The 20296-nt window shown below is 56.5% G+C and carries 17 protein-coding genes; 13 read left to right on the top strand and 4 right to left on the bottom strand.

What is annotated here, in order from left to right:
* Positions 1-111: 111 nt before the first annotated feature.
* Positions 112-2163, top strand: coding sequence for a beta-propeller fold lactonase family protein (locus AC2FJW_RS08675; protein WP_496749849.1), 2052 nt, complete (start codon positions 112-114; stop codon positions 2161-2163).
* Positions 2164-2175: 12 nt separating this feature from the next.
* Here the strand turns inward: AC2FJW_RS08675 and AC2FJW_RS08670 are convergent, their stop codons facing one another.
* Together AC2FJW_RS08670 and AC2FJW_RS08665 are read right to left on the bottom strand one after the other, a co-directional pair.
* The gene (locus tag AC2FJW_RS08670) at positions 2176-3492 is read right to left on the bottom strand and encodes an HlyD family type I secretion periplasmic adaptor subunit (protein ID WP_496749848.1); all 1317 of its coding nucleotides are present in this window, start codon (positions 3490-3492) and stop codon (positions 2176-2178) included.
* Entirely contained in the window at positions 3492-5231 is a 1740-nt protein-coding gene (locus AC2FJW_RS08665; protein WP_496749847.1) for a type I secretion system permease/ATPase, read from the bottom strand. The genes AC2FJW_RS08670 and AC2FJW_RS08665 overlap by 1 nt, the downstream gene beginning before the upstream one ends.
* Positions 5232-5657: 426 nt before the next feature.
* On the opposite strand from AC2FJW_RS08665, the gene AC2FJW_RS08660 reads away from it, so the two are divergent.
* From AC2FJW_RS08660 to arcC, 5 genes are read left to right on the top strand one after another with little or no spacing between them, the layout of a single operon-like run.
* On the top strand, positions 5658-7064 hold the full coding sequence (locus AC2FJW_RS08660) for a YfcC family protein (protein ID WP_496702704.1): 1407 nt from the start codon (positions 5658-5660) through the stop codon (positions 7062-7064).
* 9 nt (positions 7065-7073) lie between these two features.
* Positions 7074-8411 (top strand): amino acid permease, encoded by a 1338-nt coding sequence (locus AC2FJW_RS08655; RefSeq protein ID WP_496749846.1) that lies wholly within the window; start codon positions 7074-7076, stop codon positions 8409-8411.
* Entirely contained in the window at positions 8408-9637 is a 1230-nt protein-coding gene (locus AC2FJW_RS08650; RefSeq protein WP_142636397.1) for an arginine deiminase, read from the top strand. The genes AC2FJW_RS08655 and AC2FJW_RS08650 overlap by 4 nt, the downstream gene beginning before the upstream one ends.
* A 29-nt stretch (positions 9638-9666) precedes the next feature.
* On the top strand, positions 9667-10668 hold the full coding sequence (gene argF / locus AC2FJW_RS08645) for an ornithine carbamoyltransferase (protein ID WP_496749845.1): 1002 nt from the start codon (positions 9667-9669) through the stop codon (positions 10666-10668).
* A gap of 3 nt (positions 10669-10671) precedes the next feature.
* Positions 10672-11604 (top strand): carbamate kinase, encoded by a 933-nt coding sequence (arcC, locus tag AC2FJW_RS08640; protein WP_496749844.1) that lies wholly within the window; start codon positions 10672-10674, stop codon positions 11602-11604.
* Here arcC and AC2FJW_RS08635 read toward each other — a convergent pair.
* The gene (locus tag AC2FJW_RS08635; RefSeq protein WP_271948950.1) at positions 11601-11846 is read right to left on the bottom strand and encodes a hypothetical protein; all 246 of its coding nucleotides are present in this window, start codon (positions 11844-11846) and stop codon (positions 11601-11603) included. The genes arcC and AC2FJW_RS08635 overlap by 4 nt on opposite strands.
* Before the next feature lie 25 nt (positions 11847-11871).
* Here AC2FJW_RS08635 and AC2FJW_RS08630 point away from each other — a divergent pair, with 25 nt between their 5' ends.
* From AC2FJW_RS08630 to AC2FJW_RS08610, 5 genes are read left to right on the top strand one after another with little or no spacing between them, the layout of a single operon-like run.
* Positions 11872-12390, top strand: a complete 519-nt coding sequence (locus tag AC2FJW_RS08630; protein ID WP_496749843.1) for a DUF4178 domain-containing protein — start codon at positions 11872-11874, stop codon at positions 12388-12390.
* The gene (locus AC2FJW_RS08625) at positions 12387-13688 is read left to right on the top strand and encodes a DUF4178 domain-containing protein (protein WP_496749842.1); all 1302 of its coding nucleotides are present in this window, start codon (positions 12387-12389) and stop codon (positions 13686-13688) included. The genes AC2FJW_RS08630 and AC2FJW_RS08625 overlap by 4 nt, the downstream gene beginning before the upstream one ends.
* A gap of 1 nt (position 13689) precedes the next feature.
* Positions 13690-13854 (top strand): hypothetical protein, encoded by a 165-nt coding sequence (locus AC2FJW_RS08620; protein WP_496689284.1) that lies wholly within the window; start codon positions 13690-13692, stop codon positions 13852-13854.
* A gap of 10 nt (positions 13855-13864) precedes the next feature.
* Positions 13865-14089 (top strand): DUF350 domain-containing protein, encoded by a 225-nt coding sequence (locus AC2FJW_RS08615; protein WP_142636390.1) that lies wholly within the window; start codon positions 13865-13867, stop codon positions 14087-14089.
* Positions 14086-15627 carry a polyamine aminopropyltransferase gene (locus AC2FJW_RS08610; RefSeq protein ID WP_496749841.1) on the top strand — a complete coding sequence of 514 codons (1542 nt, stop codon included), beginning with the start codon at positions 14086-14088 and terminating at the stop codon, positions 15625-15627. Before AC2FJW_RS08615 ends, AC2FJW_RS08610 begins: the two co-directional genes overlap by 4 nt.
* Here the strand turns inward: AC2FJW_RS08610 and speD are convergent.
* Positions 15598-15999: an adenosylmethionine decarboxylase gene (gene speD / locus AC2FJW_RS08605; protein ID WP_496749840.1), complete on the bottom strand. Its 402-nt coding sequence runs from the start codon at positions 15997-15999 to the stop codon at positions 15598-15600. The two genes, AC2FJW_RS08610 and speD, sit on opposite strands and share 30 nt — an antisense overlap.
* 334 nt (positions 16000-16333) lie before the next feature.
* On the opposite strand from speD, the gene AC2FJW_RS08600 reads away from it, so the two are divergent.
* Together AC2FJW_RS08600 and AC2FJW_RS08595 are read left to right on the top strand one after the other, a co-directional pair.
* Positions 16334-17497 carry an ATP-binding protein gene (locus tag AC2FJW_RS08600; protein ID WP_496749839.1) on the top strand — a complete coding sequence of 388 codons (1164 nt, stop codon included), beginning with the start codon at positions 16334-16336 and terminating at the stop codon, positions 17495-17497.
* A gap of 410 nt (positions 17498-17907) precedes the next feature.
* Positions 17908-19929, top strand: coding sequence for a DEAD/DEAH box helicase (locus AC2FJW_RS08595; RefSeq protein ID WP_496749838.1), 2022 nt, complete (start codon positions 17908-17910; stop codon positions 19927-19929).
* Positions 19930-20296 lie beyond the last annotated feature (367 nt).

The following is a 20296-nucleotide window of genomic DNA, read 5'->3' as shown; positions in this document are numbered from 1 at the left end:
GTGTTAAACTGAAACCGAACTCCTCGTTTTCACCACAATCCCGCTTTGGTATTGGACCGGGCATCAGATCATCCTGTTCAAGAGCCAGATTTTGGCGTGGGGTGATTTGGTATGATGCTTCAGTTCGGCGGAGTAGTTGCAACAGGGAGCGCAGCGCTCGATTCAGGTATCGGCGATACGGCTTTAGAAACGTTTAACGGGGAAACGTATCTGTACAGCCTGACCGGACAGGGAGGGGGCATTGTTGTATGGCACCTCGTCGAAGGCGCAGTTCCCCAGCAGCAAGACATAGAATATTTCAGTGGTACAATCTCGGGCACAGTTGGACGTTCCGGGGTAACGGTTTCTCTGTTGGGGGGCGATCACATCGTTCTGGATGTCAGGTCCGCAACCGGCCTTGTCAGCTACGAAATCCTTCCAGACGGATCTATCGGAGAATTACAGGAAACCGGGACCCTGAGCGGTGGGGGTGGCTATTCGGCCTTAGTGCAGGTTTCCTTTGGATCGGTCGACATTCTGGCCGTGGCGCAAGAGGGCAGCGGGTTGATTTCGACCTATACGGTTGGCTCAGACGGCTCACTGACCTTTGCGGGGGCCGTTGCAGGTCAGGCCGACTCGATCAAGACCGCTCAGTCCGGGTCGGATCAATTTGTCGTCGCAACCGACGCCACCAGCAATTCGATAACGACCTATTTGGTGGACAGCAGCGCAGGAACCTTGAGCCTCGCAGATTCCGGCGATGGGGTCGCGACCTTGGGCATTGGCGCCCCAACGGCCGTCGAAATTGCGCAGGCGCATGGCCATTCCTGGGTCATCGTTGCTGGCAGCGAAAGCAACACGATCAGCGTCATGGAGCTGTCTGGTGATGGCCGGTTGATACCCACCGATCATGTGCTGGATACACTGAATACCCGCTTTGAATCGGCTCAGGACCTGGCCGTGGTCGAAGTGAATGGTCAGGTGTTTGTCGCGGCCGGGGGAGGCGATGATGGGGTGACACTGTTTACCCTGACACCGGATGGTCAACTGGTCTATCTGGACAGTTTTGCCGATACGTTGAGCACCGGGCTGCAAAATGTCGAATCGCTCAGCGTGGCCCATGTCGGGGACGAAATTCAGATCTTTGCGGCCTCACAAGAAGAGGCCGGGTTGACGCAGCTTACTTTTTCGGTCGCTGACCTGGGTATCGTCGCGGACGGTTATGGGACAGTCACTGGCACCGCGCAGAACGATATGCTCAGTGGCAGCATCCTTGATGCCTCTCTACTTGGCGGCGGCGGCGATGACATCCTGATAGCGGGGATTGGGGCCACTACGATGACCGGCGGTTCCGGGTCTGATATCTTTGTGATGCAGACCGGAACCGCGATGACAACGATTACCGATTTTGAAGTCGGATCTGACAGGCTGGATCTGTTTGACTATCCATTTCTGCGCTCACCTGGACAGCTCACTTTTACGTCCACCGCGCAAGGTGCGCAGATCGAGTATCTGGATAATGTGGTTCAGGTGTTTTCGGCGTCAGGTGCTCCGCTGACCAGTTCAGATGTCTTTGGCGCCGGATTTGGCGGGCCAGACCATATTCCGGTGGATTTGAACGGTTTGGGCGGGCTCGACCCGGGCAGTTCTGCAGGCATTCAAGGGGATATTGCCATTGATTCACAAGCTGCAAATCCCGGTCTGTCAAACGCTGAAATACGTTTCACCCCGGACGGAGGCGGCACGGTTAATGTCCAAGCCGACGATGAAGGGAGGTTCGATCTGGATCTGCCTTCGGGCACATTTATCGGTGAACTGGATATCATAAAGTCCTATTCGGCTGGGACCGGCGAGATCACCGCTCTGGACGCATTGCAGGTCTTGCGACTTTCCGTGGGACTGGACCCGACATGGGGGCAGGCAGCACCGGAAAACCTGATTGCGGCCGATATAAATCAAGATGGCCTCATCAACGCTCTGGATGCGCTGGCTATCTTGCAGATCGCCGTCGGATTGCCCACAGCGCATGAGGCAGAGTGGGTGTTTCTGGACGCGGACGCCGATTTGTCGGGGATCACAAGTTCAAACGTGACCTACGAAACCGGTGTCGATGTCATCGCGCTAGACGGAGTGATCACGACTGACATGACCTCGATCCTGTTGGGCAATCTCGAAGCGGTTTAAAGACGACGGAATCTATTCCCGGAAGGCCCTGTTAAAGTAATCGGCCATCGGTTTTATCAGATATGAAAACGGGGATCGCTCGTCCGTCTTGATCATCGCTTCGACTGGCATGCCGGGTACAAGACGTTGCCCGTTCAGGCGCTCGATCTGGTTGGCATCAGGTAACATTTCAGCGCGATAAAATGTGTGTCCAGTGTTCTCATCAGTGAACGTATCGGCAGAAATCGTGACAACATGCCCTTCGATTTCGGGGGTTTCGCGTTGGTTGAAGGCGGGAAATCGCAGGAGGGCGGGCTGCCCAATATACACTTGGTCCACATGAATCGCATCTACGCGAGCGGCAATCAGCAGAGGAATTTCCTGTGGTACGACATACATCATCGGTTCTGCCGGTTGTACAACCGAATGCAGTGCAAACACCTGGCTTCCATAGACAGTACCGGAAACCGGCGCCCTAATATCCAGCCGCGATAGACGAACAGCAAGCGAGAGCCTGCGTTCAGACAGTTCGGCGATTTTCGATTGCGCATCGCGTAAGGCGGTGATTGCTTCTTCGCGGCGTGTCGCCTGCAGTTCTACAATCTTGATCTCGGTTGCCGCGATTTGGCCTTTGAGCCGCGCGGCAGCCGCTTCGAGCCTGCCTATTTCACCTGTCAGGCTGGCTTCTTCGCGTTGCAAGGCGGAGACCCGACTGGCTTGTGTCAGACCGCGTTGAAGCAGGCTTTGCTGGTCCTGCAGCTCCTCCTGTATCAGATCGACCTGACGGCGCAGCGAGACCAGTTGCGCCAAGGTGCCCTCGATCTCGCTTTCTATCTGAATGCGTTGCTTGCTCAACTGCTGAGTCTGCTGATTTAGGGTATTCAGACGTGCCTCGAACAGGCGTTGCTGGCCGGCGATCAGCTCAGGGTCAATGTCTTCTTGTTTCTGAACGTCGTTCAGCGCGGATGTCAAAACAGTCAGATCAGTGCCATCGCGTTCGGCCTGAAGCCGCGCCTTTCGGACGAGTAATTCAAACAGCTGCGCCTCAACGATGGTCTTTTCCGAGGTCAGAAACGTGTCATCCAGACGTAACAGAATGTCGCCGCCGGTGACGGAATCACCGTCGCGCACAAAAATCTCGCCGACCACGCCACCGTCTGGATGCTCGACTACCTGGCGGTTGCTTTGAACTTCGATGACGCCCTGCGATACAATGGCGCCTGCCAGCCTGGTCTGCACCGCCCAAAAGCCCAACCCGCCGATTAAAATAGCCAGTGCGAGAAACCCGACCAGAGCAGGAAATGTAATGCGCCAAACAGGGCGCGTGTCATTATAATTGGGCTTTTGCATTACTCACCCACCCGTGCCAGACCTTTTTTGATCGCATTTGCGTTCTGAACCATGGCGCTTAGCACCTCATCGCGGCTGCCGGATTTCACGACCTGGCCATTTTCAACAACAGCAAGATCGTCGCATTCCGAAATGGCCTGTGGTCGGTGCGTCATGATGATGGCTGATTTACCCGTGGCCTTCAGTTCTCGGATCGCGGTGTTCAATGCCTCGGTACCATCAGCATCCAGAGCCGAGTTCGGCTCGTCCAGGATCAGCAGGACCGGATCGCCATACAAAGCGCGCGCCAGAGCAATACGTTGCTTTTGGCCACCCGACAGTTGACTGTCATTGCCTTCCAGAAACGTGTCGTACCCCTTTTCCAACGTCAGGATCAGGTCATGTGCCTTGGCTTTTTTGGCTGCAGCGATGACCGCTTCCGAATCCGGGTTTTGGGACATCCGGGCGATGTTTTCGGTCACTGTTCCGTTGAACAAAGTGACTTCCTGCGGCAGATAGCCGATGTGTTGGCCCAAATCATCAGTGCCGTATTGATCCAGCGTAGCGCCTCCAAGCCTGATTTCGCCAACGGCCGGTTTCCACAATCCTAACAGGGCCTTGGCAAGCGTGGATTTTCCTGACCCGCTTTTGCCGATCACGCCCAAAGCTTTGCCCGGTTCTAGTTTCAGTGAAACGTTCCTGAGTGTCGGTAAATCGGCGCCGGGTGGTACAACGGTCAGTCCTTTGGCGATCAGGCGCGCATCTGGTACAGGCAATTTGGTCCGATCCGGCTCGGGCGGGGTGGTGTCCAGGAATCGGTTCAGTGAAATCCACGCAGATCGCGCACGCTCCACCAATGCCCATTGGCCAACCGCCTGCTCGACCGGGGCCAATGCGCGCCCAAGCAGGATGGACCCTGCGATCATTGCCCCAGGGGACAGTTCGTTTCTTAAAACCAGCAAAGCTCCCAATGCCAGCATGGCAGATTGCAAGAACAGCCGCATCGACTTGGTTAATGAGGTAAAGCTTCCGGTCCAGTCGCTTGCCGAGATGGTCTGTCTCAGCGCATCGGTCCTCTGGGTCAGCCAGCGTTGCGAGATGTCTTGCTGCATTCCTTGCGAGCGGACAACTTCTGCGGCTTGTCTGGCATGTTCCGAGAATGAGCCTGCCCGCGCCGAGGCCTGCTGCGCAGCGGCAACCTTTCTATGAGTGAGCGCCTGATTAAGCAGAGCGATGACAATCAGGATCGCGCCACCCGCAACGGCAAGCCATCCAAGCATCGGGTGGAATAGGAAGATTGCTGCCAGAAAAACCGGTGTCCAGGGGATATCCATTACGGCCAGCAAAACAGGTGAAGAACAAAGGTTCTGGATTGCCTCAAGGTCGCGCAAGGCAGTGGCTGGGGCTGCACGGGCCTGCGGTACAAGAGATTTTCGCAGCGTTGCCTCGAACACCCGCTCGTCCAGTTGCGACTGAAACCTCGCTCCGAACCGCGCAACGATACGTCCTCGCGCAAAATCCAGCATGGCCATAAGGCTATATAATAGAGCGACAATCAGAAACAGCGCCGTGAGGGTTTCAACCGCCCGAGAGGCAAGGACGCGGTCATAAACCTGCAGCATGAATAAAGGCCCGGTCAGCATCAGCAGGTTGACAAAGATGCTGAACAGGAAGGCCAGTGCCAGAAATGACAGCCCCTTGTTGCGCACCTTGCGCAACTCATGTCTGGCAGGCAGGGACCTGGGAATTTCAGAGCTCACGTTGTTAGCCTTGGGTTACTGTTCGATACGGGCATTTGCGCCTTAATTTCTTGCACATTAGCCTTTGGTAAGCCTAATGCAAATGTGCGACTTACCGGTTCAGGGAAATGGCCTGATATGTCAACATGATCACCACAGTCTCAAGCGGGTTTCTGCCAGACTGGGGCGATGGATCGCAAGGTGCTAACCGCTGCACTCAGGTGAGCAACTTACGATCTGTAGGAAAGCAAATACTGACCAACCTGAATCCGGCGTCAGCCTGAATTCTATTGATGCAGGTCAATGCGCGGCGCCAGCGAATGGCGTTCATGTAGAACCGTTCAGGTCGCCTCGGGGTCATTCATCCTTTGTAATCTCAAATTGAGACTGTATGAAGAGACCGGAAGTTTCGAAACCCAATCTCAGCTCTTTTAGGAGTTTGATGACATGAAGCTCAAGTTTCCAACTGCATATACAATTCTGTTTGCGTTGATAGCACTGGTCGCCATTGCAACCTGGTTTGTTCCCGCTGGCCAATATGACCGCGTCGCTAACGAAGCCCTGGGACGCGATGTTCCGGTACCGGGCAGCTATCAGGTTGTCGAGCCCAATCCGCAGGGGTTCTATGATGTCGTACTGGCCCCTATCGGGGGGTTCTATGACCCTGTCAGTTATGAAGCGCGGGCGATTGATGTTGCACTTTTTGTGCTGGTGATTGGCGGTTTTTTGGGAGTTGTAACGCGAACCGGGGCGATTGACGCCGGGATTGCGCGCGCAATGGTGCGTCTGAAGGGGCGCGAGAAATGGATGATCCCCATCTTGATGGCCTTCTTTGCTGCGGGGGGCACAATCTATGGCATGGCCGAAGAGTCACTGGCTTTTTACGCGCTGATCATCCCAGTGATGATTGCCGCGCGCTATGACGCGGTAGTGGGTGTGGCCATCATCATGCTGGGGGCGGGGGTTGGCACGCTGGGATCGACGATTAACCCGTTTGCCACAGTCATCGCCTCGGATGCGGCGGGGGTGCCCTTCACCAATGGCATAATGCTGCGCTTTGCGCTGTTGCTGGCGTGCTGGTTGGCCTGTGTGGTCTTTGTCATGCGATATGCAGCCAAGGTCAAAGCCGATCCGGATCTGTCCATCGTTGCCGACAAGCGCGAAAGCAATGAGGCGCATTTCCTCAAAGGTGGCCGCACGGGCGGTGAAGCTCCGACCTTTACGAGTATGCATGGGCTGATCCTTTTGATCTTTGCGGCCAGCTTTGGCGTGATGATCTGGGGTGTCGCGGCAGGAGGCTGGTGGATGGCCGAGATGTCCGGCCTGTTCATTGTGTCCTCGATAGTCGTGGGATTGATCGCACGGATCGGGGAAGAGGAATTCACCTCGACCTTCGTTGACGGTGCCCGGGATTTGCTGGGCGTTGCGCTGGTGATCGGGATCGCACGCGGGATCGTAGTGGTCATGGACGCAGGAAACATCACCGATACCATTTTGTATTGGGCAGAAGGTGCCGTGGATGGTTTGGGCAAAGTGGCCTTTATCAATGCGATGTTCGCCTTGCAGGGGCTGTTGTCCTTCCTCGTCCCGTCATCTTCGGGCTTGGCGGTTCTGACGATGCCGATCATGGCGCCGCTAGCAGACTTTTCCGGCGTAGAACGGTCTTTGGTCGTGACGGCCTATCAGTCAGCCAGCGGTTTGGTGAACCTGATTAACCCCACCTTTGCGGTGGTCATGGGCGGGCTTGCCCTGGGGCGTGTGCCCTATGAACGCTGGCTCAGTTTCATGTGGCCGCTTTTACTGATCCTGATCGTCATCATCATGGCCGGGCTCAGCCTTTCCGCGTTGGCATGAGGTCGCATTATGCCCACCGACACCCGATCTAAACCCAAAGGAACCCTTGGGTTCTGGATGTGCACCGCGCTGGTGGTGGGCAATATGATCGGGTCCGGTATTTTCCTGCTGCCGTCTTCTCTGGCCGCGTTCGGGCCAATCTCGATGGCGGGATGGGTTCTGACCGCAGGTGGCGCGATTGTTCTGGCGTTAATCTTCGGGCGACTGGCGCGATTGTCTTCAAATACCGGTGGGCCATACGCTTATGCGCGCGAGGGCTTTGGCGATTTTGCCGGTTTCCTGATCGCATGGGGCTATTGGATTGCGCTGTGGTCTGGGAATGCCGCCGTTGCCGTCGCTTTTGCTGGCTATCTCAGCTTTATGGTACCCGCCATCGGGGAAACTGCGCTCGCGGGATTGGCGGTCTCACTTGGTGCGATTTGGCTGCTCACCTGGGTCAATCTGCGCGGCGTTCGGCAGGCCGGGATTGTGCAAGTGGTGACCACGGTGATGAAGCTGGCCCCGCTGCTGGTGCTGATCCTGCTGGGACTGTCCCATGTCCAACCTGAAAACTTCCGGCCGGTTAACCTCAGCGGTATGTCGAACATATCGGCGATCTCGGCCTGCGCGGCGTTGACGCTTTGGGCCTTTGTGGGGCTCGAATCCGCAACGGTTCCGGCGGGCGATGTCAGGAACCCTACCAAAACGATCCCTCTTGCGACGATTGTCGGAACCTGTGTTGCCGCATTGGTCTATATCGCCACGACCTATGTGGCGCTTGGGGTGGTGCCATCCGGCACGCTGGCCGGAAGCAACGCACCGCTGGCGGATGTTGCGCATGTGATGTGGGGGTTTGGCGGTGCGGTATTCATCGCGGTCGGGGCCTGCGTTTCGACCTTCGGCACGCTCAACGGATTTGTGCTGCTGACCGGGCAAGTGCCACTGGGCGCGGCGCGTGACGGATTGTTCCCGGCCGGTTTTGCCCGGGTGTCACGGACTGGTACGCCGGCATTTGGCCTGATCTCGTCGAGCCTCCTAGCCAGCGCTTTGATCGCTATGAACTACACCCGATCCTTGGCTGAACAGTTTGAATTCATCATTCTGTTGGCCACCCTATCCACGCTGGTTCCCTACCTGCTGTGCGCAGGTGCCGAGATTATGATCCGCGCAAAACGCAAAGAACGCACCCGCCTGCCACCGCAGGCCTTTGTGCTGGCGGGTCTCGGTTTTGTCTATTCATTCTGGGCGATTTTCGGCGCTGGAAAAGACGTCGTTTTCTGGGGCGTCCTGTTGCTGTTGGCTGGGTTGCCCATCCATGTCTGGCTGCGTTGGCAGTCCGGCGCGATTACATCAAAGGAGATATCATGACTGGATTTGGCGCACATTCCGAGATTGGGAAACTTCGAAAGGTGATGGTCTGCGAACCGGGTCTGGCCCATTCCCGCCTGACCCCTGGCAATGCGGCAGAGTTGCTTTATGACGATGTCCTTTGGGTGCACAAAGCCCGCTCTGACCATGCCGATTTCCGCATGAAGATGGAGGATCGCGGGGTTCAGGTTTTAGAATTCCAGACGCTGCTTGCAGAAACGCTGAAGGACAAGGGAGCCCGTAATTGGGTTCTGGACCGCCGCATTACCGAAAATCAGGTGGGCGTCGGTATGCTGAATGAGCTGCGCGGCTGGTTGGATGAGATGGCGGCCAAGGATCTGGCCAGATATCTGATCGGCGGCATCGCGGTCGAAGATATGCCGTTCAAACCCTCAGGTATGTTCGGCAGCTATCTGGGGCCATTGGGCTTTGTGATTCCACCGATTCCAAATACGCAGTTCACTCGTGACAACAGTTGCTGGATCTATGGCGGCGTGACGGTCAACCCGATGTACTGGCCGGCGCGGCGCCCCGAAACCCTGTTGGTGACCGCGATCTATAAGTTCCACCCCGAGTTCCGCGACGCAGATTTCGAGATCTGGTGGGGTGACCCAGACAAGGATCACGGCGCGGCCACGGTCGAAGGCGGTGATGTCATGCCCTGGGGCAATGGCAGTGTGTTGATTGGCATGGGCGAACGCACCAGTCCGCAGGCGGTTGGTCAAGTCGCCCGCGCTCTGTTTGCCAAAGGCGCGGCGGAGAGGGTTGTTGCCTGTCAGATGCCCCGCAGCCGCGCGGCTATGCATCTGGATACAGTGTTCAGCCATTGCGACCGCGAGACCGCGACTGCCTATGTTGATGTCTGTAACGACATCCAGTGCATCAGCCTGCGCCCCGGAAACAAAGAGGACACGATCGACTTCCGGCGCGATGACAAACATCTGTTCGATGTGGCCGCCGAATGCCTGGGGATCAAATCTCTGAACATCGTTCAGACAGGCGGAGACGCATTCAATCAGGAACGCGAGCAGTGGGACGACGGCAACAACGTGGTGGCGTTAGAGCCCGGCGTGGTCGTTGCCTATGACCGCAACACCTATACCAACACGCTGCTGCGGAAGGCGGGGGTCGAGGTGATCACGATCTCGGGCTCGGAACTGGGGCGTGGACGCGGCGGCGGGCATTGCATGACCTGCCCGATCTGGCGTGACCCCGTGGACTATTGAACCCGATTACTGAAAAAGGAGATTGACCAATGGCATTTAACATCAAGGGCCGCAGCTTTCTGAAACTGCTCGATTTCAACCAGCGTGAGCTGCGTTATCTGCTGGACTTGTCGCGCGATCTGAAGCGCGCAAAATATGCGGGGTCTGAAATCCAACATCTAAAAGGCAAGAACATCTGCCTGATCTTCGAAAAATCCTCGACCCGGACCATGTGCGCCTTTGAAGTGGCCGCGATGGATCAGGGTGCCGGTGTCACCTATCTTGGGCCCTCGGGGTCACAGATCGGGCATAAGGAAAGCATGAAGGACACTGCCCGCGTGCTGGGCCGCATGTTCGACGGCATTGAATATCGCGGTTTTGGACAGGAACTGGCGGAAACTCTGGCCGCCAATGCGGGCGTGCCGGTCTATAACGGGCTGACCGATGAGTTCCACCCGACCCAGATGCTGGCCGATCTGCTGACCATGCAGGAATATGGAGAAAAGCCCCTGCATGACATCAAATACGCCTATGTGGGCGACGGGCGGTCCAATATGGGCCATTCGCTGATGATCGCGGGCTGCATGATGGGGATGGACGTCCGCATCGCCGCCCCACGTGATCTGTGGCCGTCCGACGAATTCCGCGGTCCGGCAGAAGAAGCCGCCGCGCGTTACGGCGCGACGCTGACCATCACCGATGATCCTGCGGCCGCCGTGGATGGCGTGGATTTCATCCACACCGATGTCTGGGTCTCGATGGGCGAAGCACCAGAGGTCTGGGACAGCCGGATCAAGCAGCTGACCCCCTATCAGGTCAACAGCGCGCTAATGGCGGCGGCAAACAATCCAAACGTCAAATTCATGCATTGCCTGCCCGCCTTCCACAATACCGAGACTAAAGTGGGCGAAGATATCCACGAGAAATTTGGCATCACCGAAATGGAGGTCACCGAAGAGGTATTCGAAAGCCCCGCCGGTATTCAGTTCGAACAGGCCGAAAACCGAATGCACACAATCAAGGCCGTTCTGGTCGCCACTCTGGGGGCCTGAGCTATGCGGATCGTCGTCGCCCTTGGGGGCAATGCGCTGCTGCGGCGCGGTCAGGCCCTGACCGCCGAGAACCAGCGTGAAAACACAGCCATCGCCGCGCAGGCGTTGGCCACCATTGCCGAGGGGAACGAGTTGATTGTGACCCACGGGAATGGCCCTCAGGTGGGATTGCTGGCCCTACAGGGCAACGCCTATAAACCGGATGAGGCCTATCCGCTGGACGTGCTTGGGGCGGAAACCGAGGGCATGATCGGGTACATGATCGAGCAAGAGCTGGGCAACCGTCTGCCGCCCGAGACGCCTCTGGCCACGCTGCTGACCATGATTGAGGTCGATGCCAAGGATCCCGCCTTTGACGACCCCACAAAATTCATCGGTCCGGTATATGACAAACCCGAGGCTGAACGATTGGCCACCGACAAGGGCTGGCAAATTCGTGCGGATGGTGACAAATGGCGACGGGTTGTTGCCTCTCCGCTGCCGAAACGGATTTTTCAAATCAGGCCGATTAAATGGCTGCTGGAACGGCAAACCGTGGTGATCTGTGCCGGTGGCGGTGGCATTCCCACGGCCTATACTTCTCCGGGTTATCTGGAGGGGATAGAAGCGGTGATCGACAAGGATCTGGCCTCAGAGCTGCTGGCCCGAGAGGTCGGCGCCGATCTGTTCATTTCGGCAACGGATGCTGATTGTGCCTATCTGGACTGGGGTACCGATACTCAGCGTGGCATAAAAGCCGCCTCACCAGATGCCATGGCCAAGTTCAATTTCGCCGCCGGTTCGATGGGCCCAAAGGTCGAGGCCGCCGCCCAGTTTGCGCGGCTTACCGGCAAATCCGCTGCCATCGGCGCACTGGCCGATCTGGCGGATATTGTTGCGGGCAGGAAGGGCACAACCATAAGCAAAGACGCAGCTGATACCCTATTTCACGACTAACTCAGATGATTGCTGGGGCTGACGGCACCTCTAACAGAACCGCCAGCATGTTCAGTTCCACCTAAGTGGTTCTGTTTGAATTCTGGCAACAAGGGCGAGGCGGCACCGGACGTGTATTCTCCAGAACCAATAACGGCTTGAACTTTCATTTTCTTTGCGCGACTTGAAAGCATGAAGACTTTGAACTGTCCAAACTGCGGTGCGCAAACCCCGATTGCGCTGAAAGGGATAAAGGTTGCCACCTGTGCGTCCTGCGGTACGACGTTGATGATCAATGATGTCCAGGTTCAATCGGCGGGCCAGCAGGGTGAGATGCACGATGCACCGCTTTTGTTCGGGATAGGCGATCAAGTGCAACTGGGTCGAACGTCGACATTGATTCTTGGTCATGCGCGCTATTCCTACGGGCGGGGGTTCTGGGATGAGTTCTGCGGTGTCGATGGTGATGGCCGCACCTGCTGGATATCGCTCGATGAGGGAGATGTCGTTCGGCAGAAACGCTTGACCGAAAAGGACAGGCCGAAATTCATGCCTCCGTTCAAGCTGGGCGAAACGCTGGATTTCGACGCGGCCACATTCACGGTTACCGAAGTTGAACATGCCGAATGTATCGCCCTGCGCGGACAGTTCGATGAGGTGCTAAAGGTCGGGGAAAGCCATGAATTCGTGAACGCTTCCGCCGGGGACGAGGCTTTGTTGTCCGGCGAATTCTGGCCCGGTCATGCGATCTGGTTTTACGGTCGGTGGTATGACGCATTTGATGTGAAGGTTCAGCGGCAGTCATGACCCGGGATCCAAGTCTTCTTTCGATCAACTGCACCTGCTGCGGCGCCGGTCTGGATGTGCTGGGCGGTGGCCGGGTGATTGTGCAGATCTGTTCCTATTGCGGGGCCGAACTGGATGCACAGAACAACTACCGGACATTGCGTCAGTTCAAGGATCAGAAACGCCCGGAAACCCCGCTTTCGATTGGGATGAGCGGGTCGTTGTATGGTGCCGAGTTCACCATAATTGGTCTGATCGAACATGCCGAGCGCTGGGGCGGACGGGTCTACCAATGGATAGACCATCAGCTCTATTCGCCAACTCACGGCTATGCCTGGCTGACGCTTGAGGCGGGGCATCTGGTGTTTTCCAGACGCTATCGCGGATCGGCCTGGATGTCGGAGCGGTGGGTTGAGACAGCGGAATCCCCTCCCTCTGTGACGACCGAGGATGGGCGCTTTGTGTATTACGAGACCACCACAAGCGCGGTCACCTATGTTGAGGGTGAATTCACCTGGCCGCCGTCACTGGGGGAAAAGACAACCACGATTTCGGCGATGTCTGATACGGCGATGCTGGGGTTTTCGACCACCGGGTCCGAGCGTGAGACCTATCGCTCGTTCTATGTTTCGAAACAGCAGGCCGAAGCAGCTTTTGGGGTTTCATTGAACCTGAACCCACATCGGGTGCATCCGCTGCAACCTTTCATCGAGGGCCCAAACTATAGATTTTTGCTGGTCGTATCATTCGTGTTTATGATCCTTTGTCTTGTGATGGCGGTTTCCTTCTCTCAACGATCAGGAGAGAGGGCGATAGAGCGTCAGGCGCTAAAACGTGGCGACTTCCCGGCCGAGATCACAATCCCGCTTGAAGCCGACAGCCAACTGACGCGCGTTTCCCTCTCGGGCAATGTCAAAAACAGTTGGATCTATCTGGACATTGAGCTGCTTGATCCCGAAGGAGAGCCAGTATTCGAGGCGGGTCGAACGATCGAAAATTACTCCGGGCGCGACTCGGAAGGATCGTGGAGCGAAGGCAGCAAATTTGCGAGCCTGACGTTTCGACCAGATCGCACAGGCGATTACACACTGGTATTAGACGTGCCTGAGCAGGGGCTTTGGACCGGGTCGGGCGTAGGCCATGTACCGGGGCAGCCGTTCAGCCAGTTGCAAGTCAGAGTTGTAACCGGACTGTCCAGTGGTCTTTGGTCATTCGCGCTGGCAGGGATGTTTGGGGCACTGTTCCTGTTCCAGTTTGGGCGCCAATGGTTACATCAACGCGCCCGGTGGTCAGGAACAGACTGGGTGGACGAGGACTAAGGTGACAGCTTTCAGGATCATTTTCATCGTCATTTCAACTCTGGCCGTGGCCGCCACGGGTTATGTCTCGTGGCATGGGTATTGGGCCGAAAGCCGTGACTTGGACACTTCGGTTCGGGTCGGCAGCGGTGGCGGCGGGTACTATCGGTCAAATCGGATAAAATAGTGAGGGATCAATGGATTATATAGCAGCAATTCAGATTGCAGAAATCATCAGCACAATCTTTTACACCCTTCTGGGTGTGACGCTGATGTGGGTCGTGTGGAAGGTGATCGACTGGATGACACCCTTCTCGGTCGTCCACGAAATCGAAAAGGATCAAAACATCGCGCTGGCGATCCTGATTGGGCTGCTGTTTGTAGCGGTGTCCATCATCATCGCGGCCGTCATCCTGTCATGACCCAGCCCCGCGCGGTTGAGGCGCGTGCCGCGTGGTTGTTGCTGGCCACCTTTCTGGTGGCCGTCGCCGGGCTGATCTACGAGCTGATTGCCGCCACCTTGTCCAGTTATTTGCTGGGGGATTCCGTCCGCCAGTTTTCACTGGTAATTGGCATCTTTCTGTCGGCGATGGGAGTAGGTGCTTGGCTGTCGCGTTTTGTCTCGGATGCGTTTTCCGGTTTTGTCTGGGCGCAGATCCTTCTGGGCATCGTTGGCGGTTTTTTGGCGCCGGTGCTGTTTCTGAATTATGCGTGGTTGGGGCAGGTGGCCTTGCCGCTTTACGGCGCTTTGATTGCCATTGGCATCTTGTCCGGGATGGAGATCCCATTAATTGCCCGTGTGCTTGAACAGATCGGGGCGCTGAAGTTCCGATTTGAGAACGTGCTGAGCGTCGACTACATCGGAGCGCTGGTCGCCTCATTGGCTTTTCCACTATTGGTGATCCCGTATCTGGGGCTGATGTCGGCGAGTCTGGCTTTTGGCGGTCTAAACCTTGCCGTGGCTGGCCTGTCTCTGCTGGTGTTTCGGGAATGGGCTACGCGGGTCCAGGTGGCAGTCTGGGCGGTGGCCTTTGTGGCAACGCTGGGCGCACTGTGGCAGTCCGAACGGCTGGTCTCGGTCGCCGAGGCCGAACTGTTCGAAGATGATGTAATCCTGTCCGAGGCCACGTCGTATCAGCAGATCACCGTCACCCGGTACCGCGACCGGGTGCGCCTGTTTCTGGATCATTCGATCCAGTTCGATTCCCTTGACGAACACCGCTATCACGAGCCACTGGTGCATCCGGCCATGGCCCTTGCGCCGCGCGCGCGTGACATTCTGATCCTGGGGGGTGGAGACGGCATGGCCGCGCGCGAGGTGCTGCGCTATCCAGATGTTCAAACTGTGACGCTGGTGGATCTTGATCCGCGTGTGACGCAGTTGTTTCGCGACCATCCAGATCTGTCCAAGCTGAACGACAATGCTCTCAGCGACCCGCGCGTGACGGTTGTCAACGAAGACGCCTGGAGATTTCTGGAGCGGAAAACCCAGATTTACGACGTGGTGATCATTGATCTGCCAGACCCCAAATCCATCGCCTTGTCCAGGCTATACACCAAGCAATTCTACGGCTTGCTGGCCGAACGGCTAAGCGGGCAGGGGATCTTTGTCACTCAGGCTGGATCACCGTTCTTTGCCCGACAGGCCTTTTGGTCGGTGGCCGAAACGATCGAGAGCAGCCGCAATCCGCAAAGGCCCGGGCGGGGACTGCAGGCGGTTCCCTATCACAGCTACGTGCCGAGCTTCGGCGAATGGGGGTTTGTTCTGGCTACATTTGAACCATTGACCGACCGCAGAATCGAACTGCCGGATGGGCTGAGCTATCTCGACGATGATGTTTGGCGCGCGGCACAGATTTTTGGCGGTGATACCGACCGGGTCGATGCCGAACCTAATACACTGCAATCGCACGCACTGATGGGATATTACTTAGACGGTTGGGACTACTGGTTCCGGTAAACCGCGGTTGACGCGCGTAATTTCAACTCGGGCAGGGCGCAGGTGCTTCTCAAGATATGCGACCGCTTTGCCCGGTTGCGTTGTGCCACACATGAAGATGTCGATGGCGGCATAATCATTTTCCGGCCAAGTGTGGATCGAAATATGGGATTCAGCCAGCAACAACACACCGGTCACACCGCCATGCCCGCCAAATTTGTGGAACTTGCCCGACAGTATCGTTGCGCCAGCTTCCCGCGCCGCGCCGGTCAGTGCCTCTTCGATGCGCGTTACGTCGGTTAGGTATAGGCTGCCGTAATGATCGACCAGAATATGCATTCCCGAGCCAGCCAGCGTGCCTGTGTCAGCGTTTTTGATTGCCGGTATGGTCATGATCCTGGTCCTTTCTGCGATTTGACTTTTCGCAGATTCTTAGGGGTTTGTGCGCGGCAAGTACCTAGTTGGCTTCGCCCTTCAGGGCAATGGAAATGAAATTGAGGGACGCAAAGAGGACTTTTCGAATTTAATAGTTAAGAAAGAAGAACGTACTCAGGTTAAATTTTCTCTTGATCAAATGGGACGCAGCTTTCCACGATTATGCTCGACATAAGGTCCAGACTTGCGTGTCATGGTTCTGGGGTGATGGGCCGAGACGATAGGTTTCACTGGATAGTAATTTGGAATTTTATCCTTGTAAATCTTCCACCAAATGGAATAAATGCAAGGTATGATCAAGCGCGGCGATAGAAAGTCAGTTGAAGACTCTCTCGAGAACCAGGCGGGCGTAGTCCTGCTTGGGCCGCGGCAAGTTGGGAAGACAACCCTCGCGCAGGATATCGCTGAAAGCCGTGACGCTGTCTATCTTGATATGGAGAGATCTGCTGATCGCCAGGTGCTCGAAGAGCCAGACCTCTATCTCGACGAGCAGGTTGGGCGCCTGGTGGTGATCGATGAAGTTCAGCTTATGCCAGGCCTGTTTAAGGCATTACGCGGTCAGATTGACCGACGACGAAGACAAGGGTATCGGACTGGGCAATTCCTGCTGCTGGGGTCGGCCTCGAACACGCTTCTGCACCAAAGCGCAGAATCCTTGGCTGGCCGGGTCAGCTATCACGAGCTGACGCCTTTCATTTTGTCGGAAACCGGAGTGGACTCGATCTCTGCGCTGTGGTTGCGGGGTGGGTTTCCAGATAGCTTCCTTGCCAAGAACGACAAAACCAGCCTGGCATGGCGCGAGGATTTCATCCGCACCTATCTGGAACGCGATGTTCCGGCTTTTGGGTTGCGCATCCCGGCGGAAACATTGCGCCGGTTCTGGACGATGCTTGCCCATGAGCAAGGCGGGTTACTCAATGCGGCGAAACTTGCGGGAAACCTGGGTGTCTCTGGCCAGAGCGTTGCGCGCTATCTTGATTTGCTGGTCGACCTGATGCTGGTGCGACGTTTGCAGCCCTGGCATTCCAATGCCGGAAAGCGTCTGGTCAAATCTCCCAAGGTTTATATTCGCGATTCCGGGCTGGCCCATGCGCTTCTTGGGATCGAAACACCGGAAGACCTGCTTGGGCATCCGGTTGTCGGCGGCAGTTGGGAAGGGTTCTGCATCGAAAACCTGATCGCCGCGGCACCGCGCGGAACAGAAGCAAGCTTCTATCGCTCTTCAGCAGGGGCTGAGGTAGATTTGTTATTGAAACTTCCCCGCGGCGGCCTCTGGGCCATAGAGATCAAGCGGACGACATCAGCGAAGGTCACGCGTGGGTTTCACATCGCGACAGAAGAATTGGACGCCTCAGAGCGCATCCTTGTCTATGCCAACGAAAAGGAAGTGCCGGGGCAGGGAGGTGTGCGAGCTATGCCTCTCATGAGCGCAATGAAACGGCTGGCGTCTGCATAGACGCAAGAGGGACCGCGCCATTGGCTCAACGTCATGCCCTAAATTCGAAGAAAACGTGGTCGTAGAAGCTATCGAATCCGACTGCTTGTAGTAGATTTCCCGAATGAGTAGTCACGTTGACCGCCAGCCCGACAGGGACAGCTGGTTTACAGACGGTTGAAAGCTCTACAGAAAAACGCCTGTTTTGATTATTCCAAGCCTGCGCTTCTGCCGCGTCTCAACAAAACGAACCGAAAGTGGCGAGGGTCTCAAGCCGCTACTGAAAGGGAGCAGTACGGACAGGATACGGGATTTTCAGCGCATCTGCCCCGGTTCGTGGCTATACAATAGTCAAGACACTCGTTAAGGGGCTGTCTTTACCTATGGATGATGCATTGATTGCAATACCGCACAATCCCATCTCCTGACCGATGAAAAGAACCACCGCTGTGAAACAAACCATTGCAAATGCGCTGGCTCGCAAGGGCTATGACACCTTAACCCAAGTTCAGCAGGCTGTAACCCGGCCCGAACTGGAGGGGAAGGATATGCTGGTTTCGGCCCAAACCGGATCGGGTAAAACCATCGGATTCGGTCTGGCGATTGCGCCGCGACTTCTGGGTGACGCTGAGACATTCGAAACCTCGGGCGCACCGCTGGCACTTGTTGTAGCACCAACAAGGGAACTGGCGCTTCAGGTAAAGCGTGAACTGAGCTGGTTGTTCGCCGATGCGGGCGCGTTTCTGGCGTCCTGCGTCGGAGGCATGGATATTCGGGATGAACGCCGTGCGTTGGCGCGTGGCGCACATATTGTTGTCGCCACTCCGGGACGGCTGCGGGATCATATCATGCGGGGCTCGATCGACCTGACGGCCATTCGCGCCGTGGTTCTTGATGAGGCCGACGAGATGTTGGATCTCGGGTTCCGAGAGGACCTGGAATTCATTCTGGATGAAACACCATCAGACCGTCAGACTTTGCTGTTTTCTGCCACTGTCCCACGTGCGATTGCCAATTTGGCGACACGGTATCAGCGCGATGCAGAACGTGTGAGCACCGTCAGCGAAAAGACGCAGCACGCCGATATCGATTATCGTGCTATGTTGGTCGGCCCGCGCGACGGCGAGAATGCAATTATCAATGTGTTGCGCTATTATGAGGCGCCGAACGCCATCGTGTTCTGCAATACCCGCGCGATGGTGTCACGTCTGACAGCGCGCCTGTCAAACCGGGGCTTTTCGGTCGTCGCCCTATCCGGGGAATTGACCCAGAGCGAACGCTCGAACGCCTTGCAGGCCATGCGCGATGGGCGTGCCAGGGTCTGTGTGGCAACGGATGTTGCTGCCCGCGGTATTGATTTGCCTAACCTTGATTTGGTGGTCCATGCGGAACTGCCAAACAGCCATGAAACACTGCTGCACCGCTCGGGTCGAACAGGCCGGGCCGGGCGCAAGGGCGTTAGCGCACTAGTGGTTGCACCCGCGTCGCGGAAAAAGGCGGAACGTATTCTGAAATTCGCCAAGCTGACCGCCGAATGGGGGACAGCCCCGTCAGCCGAAGAGGTGACCGAACGCGATCAGGTGAGGATGTTCGCATCGGATGACTGGCAAGCAGAGATCACGGAAAGTGAACGTGCAGCAGTTCAGAAAATGGTAGAAAGCTTTTCCCCTGAGCAGATTGCAGCAGCTTACCTGCGGCAGTACAAGCTGCGTCATTCCGCGCCAGAAGAGTTGGCGACGGTCGATCAGCAAAGCCAGAAACCGCGCGCGGCCTTTGGCCCCAGCGTCTGGTTTTCGCTGTCCGAGGGGCGCAATCAAAATGCGTCGCCGCGTTATATGCTGCCGATGATCTGCAAGTCAGGCAATCTGACGAAGGATGACATTGGGGCCATCCGGATTGCCGATGATGTGACCTATTTCGAGATACGTGAGCCCAGCGTCGAAGGGTTTCTGACAGCCGTTGGGCCCGAGATGAAGATCGAAAAGGTCAAGAATCTCGTGCGTCTGGACACGGCACCGGATTTGGCTGCAACTGGCCGGACCAAGCCCATCGGAAAGCAAAAAGGCAAACCGATTACGAGCAAACGAGATACGACTCCGACCGAACGGAGCGGCACTGCAACCTATGGACGTCGTAAGCCTGAACCCGAGGGCCGGGCACCTTCCAGCCCTGCAGAACGCCCCACAAGGGCCGTCAAATCAGCCAAAGTAGAACGCCAGCGTGCTTCGAAAGACGAGGCAGATGCCTTGTTCAAACCGGTTGGTGCAAAGCCAAAGGCACGTAAGGGCGGTAAATCTGAAGCCAAAGGCGGCGACATCAAATCTGCCCGAACAGCATCAAAGGGTCCACCTCCACCCAAAGGTAAGTCAAGCAGCAAGAAGAACCGAGCGCGAGTCGCAGCGGCCAAATCTACAAAAGGTGGCGATTCTGTCCCGAAACGGCGGAAGACTTAGCCTGCATTCCATTCCGAACCTGGTTTTTTGGCTCTGGGCATTACCTTTAAGGGACAATGGAAGGCATGGGCGAAAGAAACCGCTCCATCACGACCAGGATCGGACTATCCCCACAATGTACCTTTGGTTCACAGGTCGGGATTGTGTGAGAGGCTCACCATGGAGAGCCGGACAAGCCTATCCAGTTTCTGTACCACGCGGGTAGCAGAGATGCTGGTGGAAACCATTAGGCAGAGGTTCTTTCGTATTCGTTTGCTCCCAGAAAATTTGGCGAACTTCACATCAGAACGAGGAAAGCTTCGCGGACAGGTCGAAACCCATGTCTGTAATTGTCGAGAGGCAGATATAACTGCCTCTCGACAAATTG

This window comes from Ruegeria sp. CDSA020 (genome assembly GCF_059612345.1).
Note: the sequence above shows the minus strand (reverse complement) of the source record. Positions and strands in the feature narration are given on the sequence as shown.

Bases quoted from the DNA above. Each gene is read 5' to 3' on its own strand.
- AC2FJW_RS08675 (WP_496749849.1), top strand. From the start codon at position 112: ATGATGCTTCAGTTCGGCGGAGTAGTTGCAACAGGGAGCGCAGCGCTC.
- AC2FJW_RS08670 (WP_496749848.1), bottom strand. From the start codon at position 3,492: ATGCAAAAGCCCAATTATAATGACACGCGCCCTGTTTGGCGCATTACA.
- AC2FJW_RS08660 (WP_496702704.1), top strand. From the start codon at position 5,658: ATGAAGCTCAAGTTTCCAACTGCATATACAATTCTGTTTGCGTTGATA.
- AC2FJW_RS08655 (WP_496749846.1), top strand. From the start codon at position 7,074: ATGCCCACCGACACCCGATCTAAACCCAAAGGAACCCTTGGGTTCTGG.
- AC2FJW_RS08650 (WP_142636397.1), top strand. From the start codon at position 8,408: ATGACTGGATTTGGCGCACATTCCGAGATTGGGAAACTTCGAAAGGTG.
- argF (WP_496749845.1), top strand. From the start codon at position 9,667: ATGGCATTTAACATCAAGGGCCGCAGCTTTCTGAAACTGCTCGATTTC.
- arcC (WP_496749844.1), top strand. From the start codon at position 10,672: ATGCGGATCGTCGTCGCCCTTGGGGGCAATGCGCTGCTGCGGCGCGGT.
- AC2FJW_RS08630 (WP_496749843.1), top strand. From the start codon at position 11,872: ATGATCAATGATGTCCAGGTTCAATCGGCGGGCCAGCAGGGTGAGATG.
- AC2FJW_RS08625 (WP_496749842.1), top strand. From the start codon at position 12,387: ATGACCCGGGATCCAAGTCTTCTTTCGATCAACTGCACCTGCTGCGGC.
- AC2FJW_RS08615 (WP_142636390.1), top strand. From the start codon at position 13,865: ATGGATTATATAGCAGCAATTCAGATTGCAGAAATCATCAGCACAATC.
- AC2FJW_RS08610 (WP_496749841.1), top strand. From the start codon at position 14,086: ATGACCCAGCCCCGCGCGGTTGAGGCGCGTGCCGCGTGGTTGTTGCTG.
- speD (WP_496749840.1), bottom strand. From the start codon at position 15,999: ATGACCATACCGGCAATCAAAAACGCTGACACAGGCACGCTGGCTGGC.
- AC2FJW_RS08600 (WP_496749839.1), top strand. From the start codon at position 16,334: ATGATCAAGCGCGGCGATAGAAAGTCAGTTGAAGACTCTCTCGAGAAC.
- AC2FJW_RS08595 (WP_496749838.1), top strand. From the start codon at position 17,908: ATGAAAAGAACCACCGCTGTGAAACAAACCATTGCAAATGCGCTGGCT.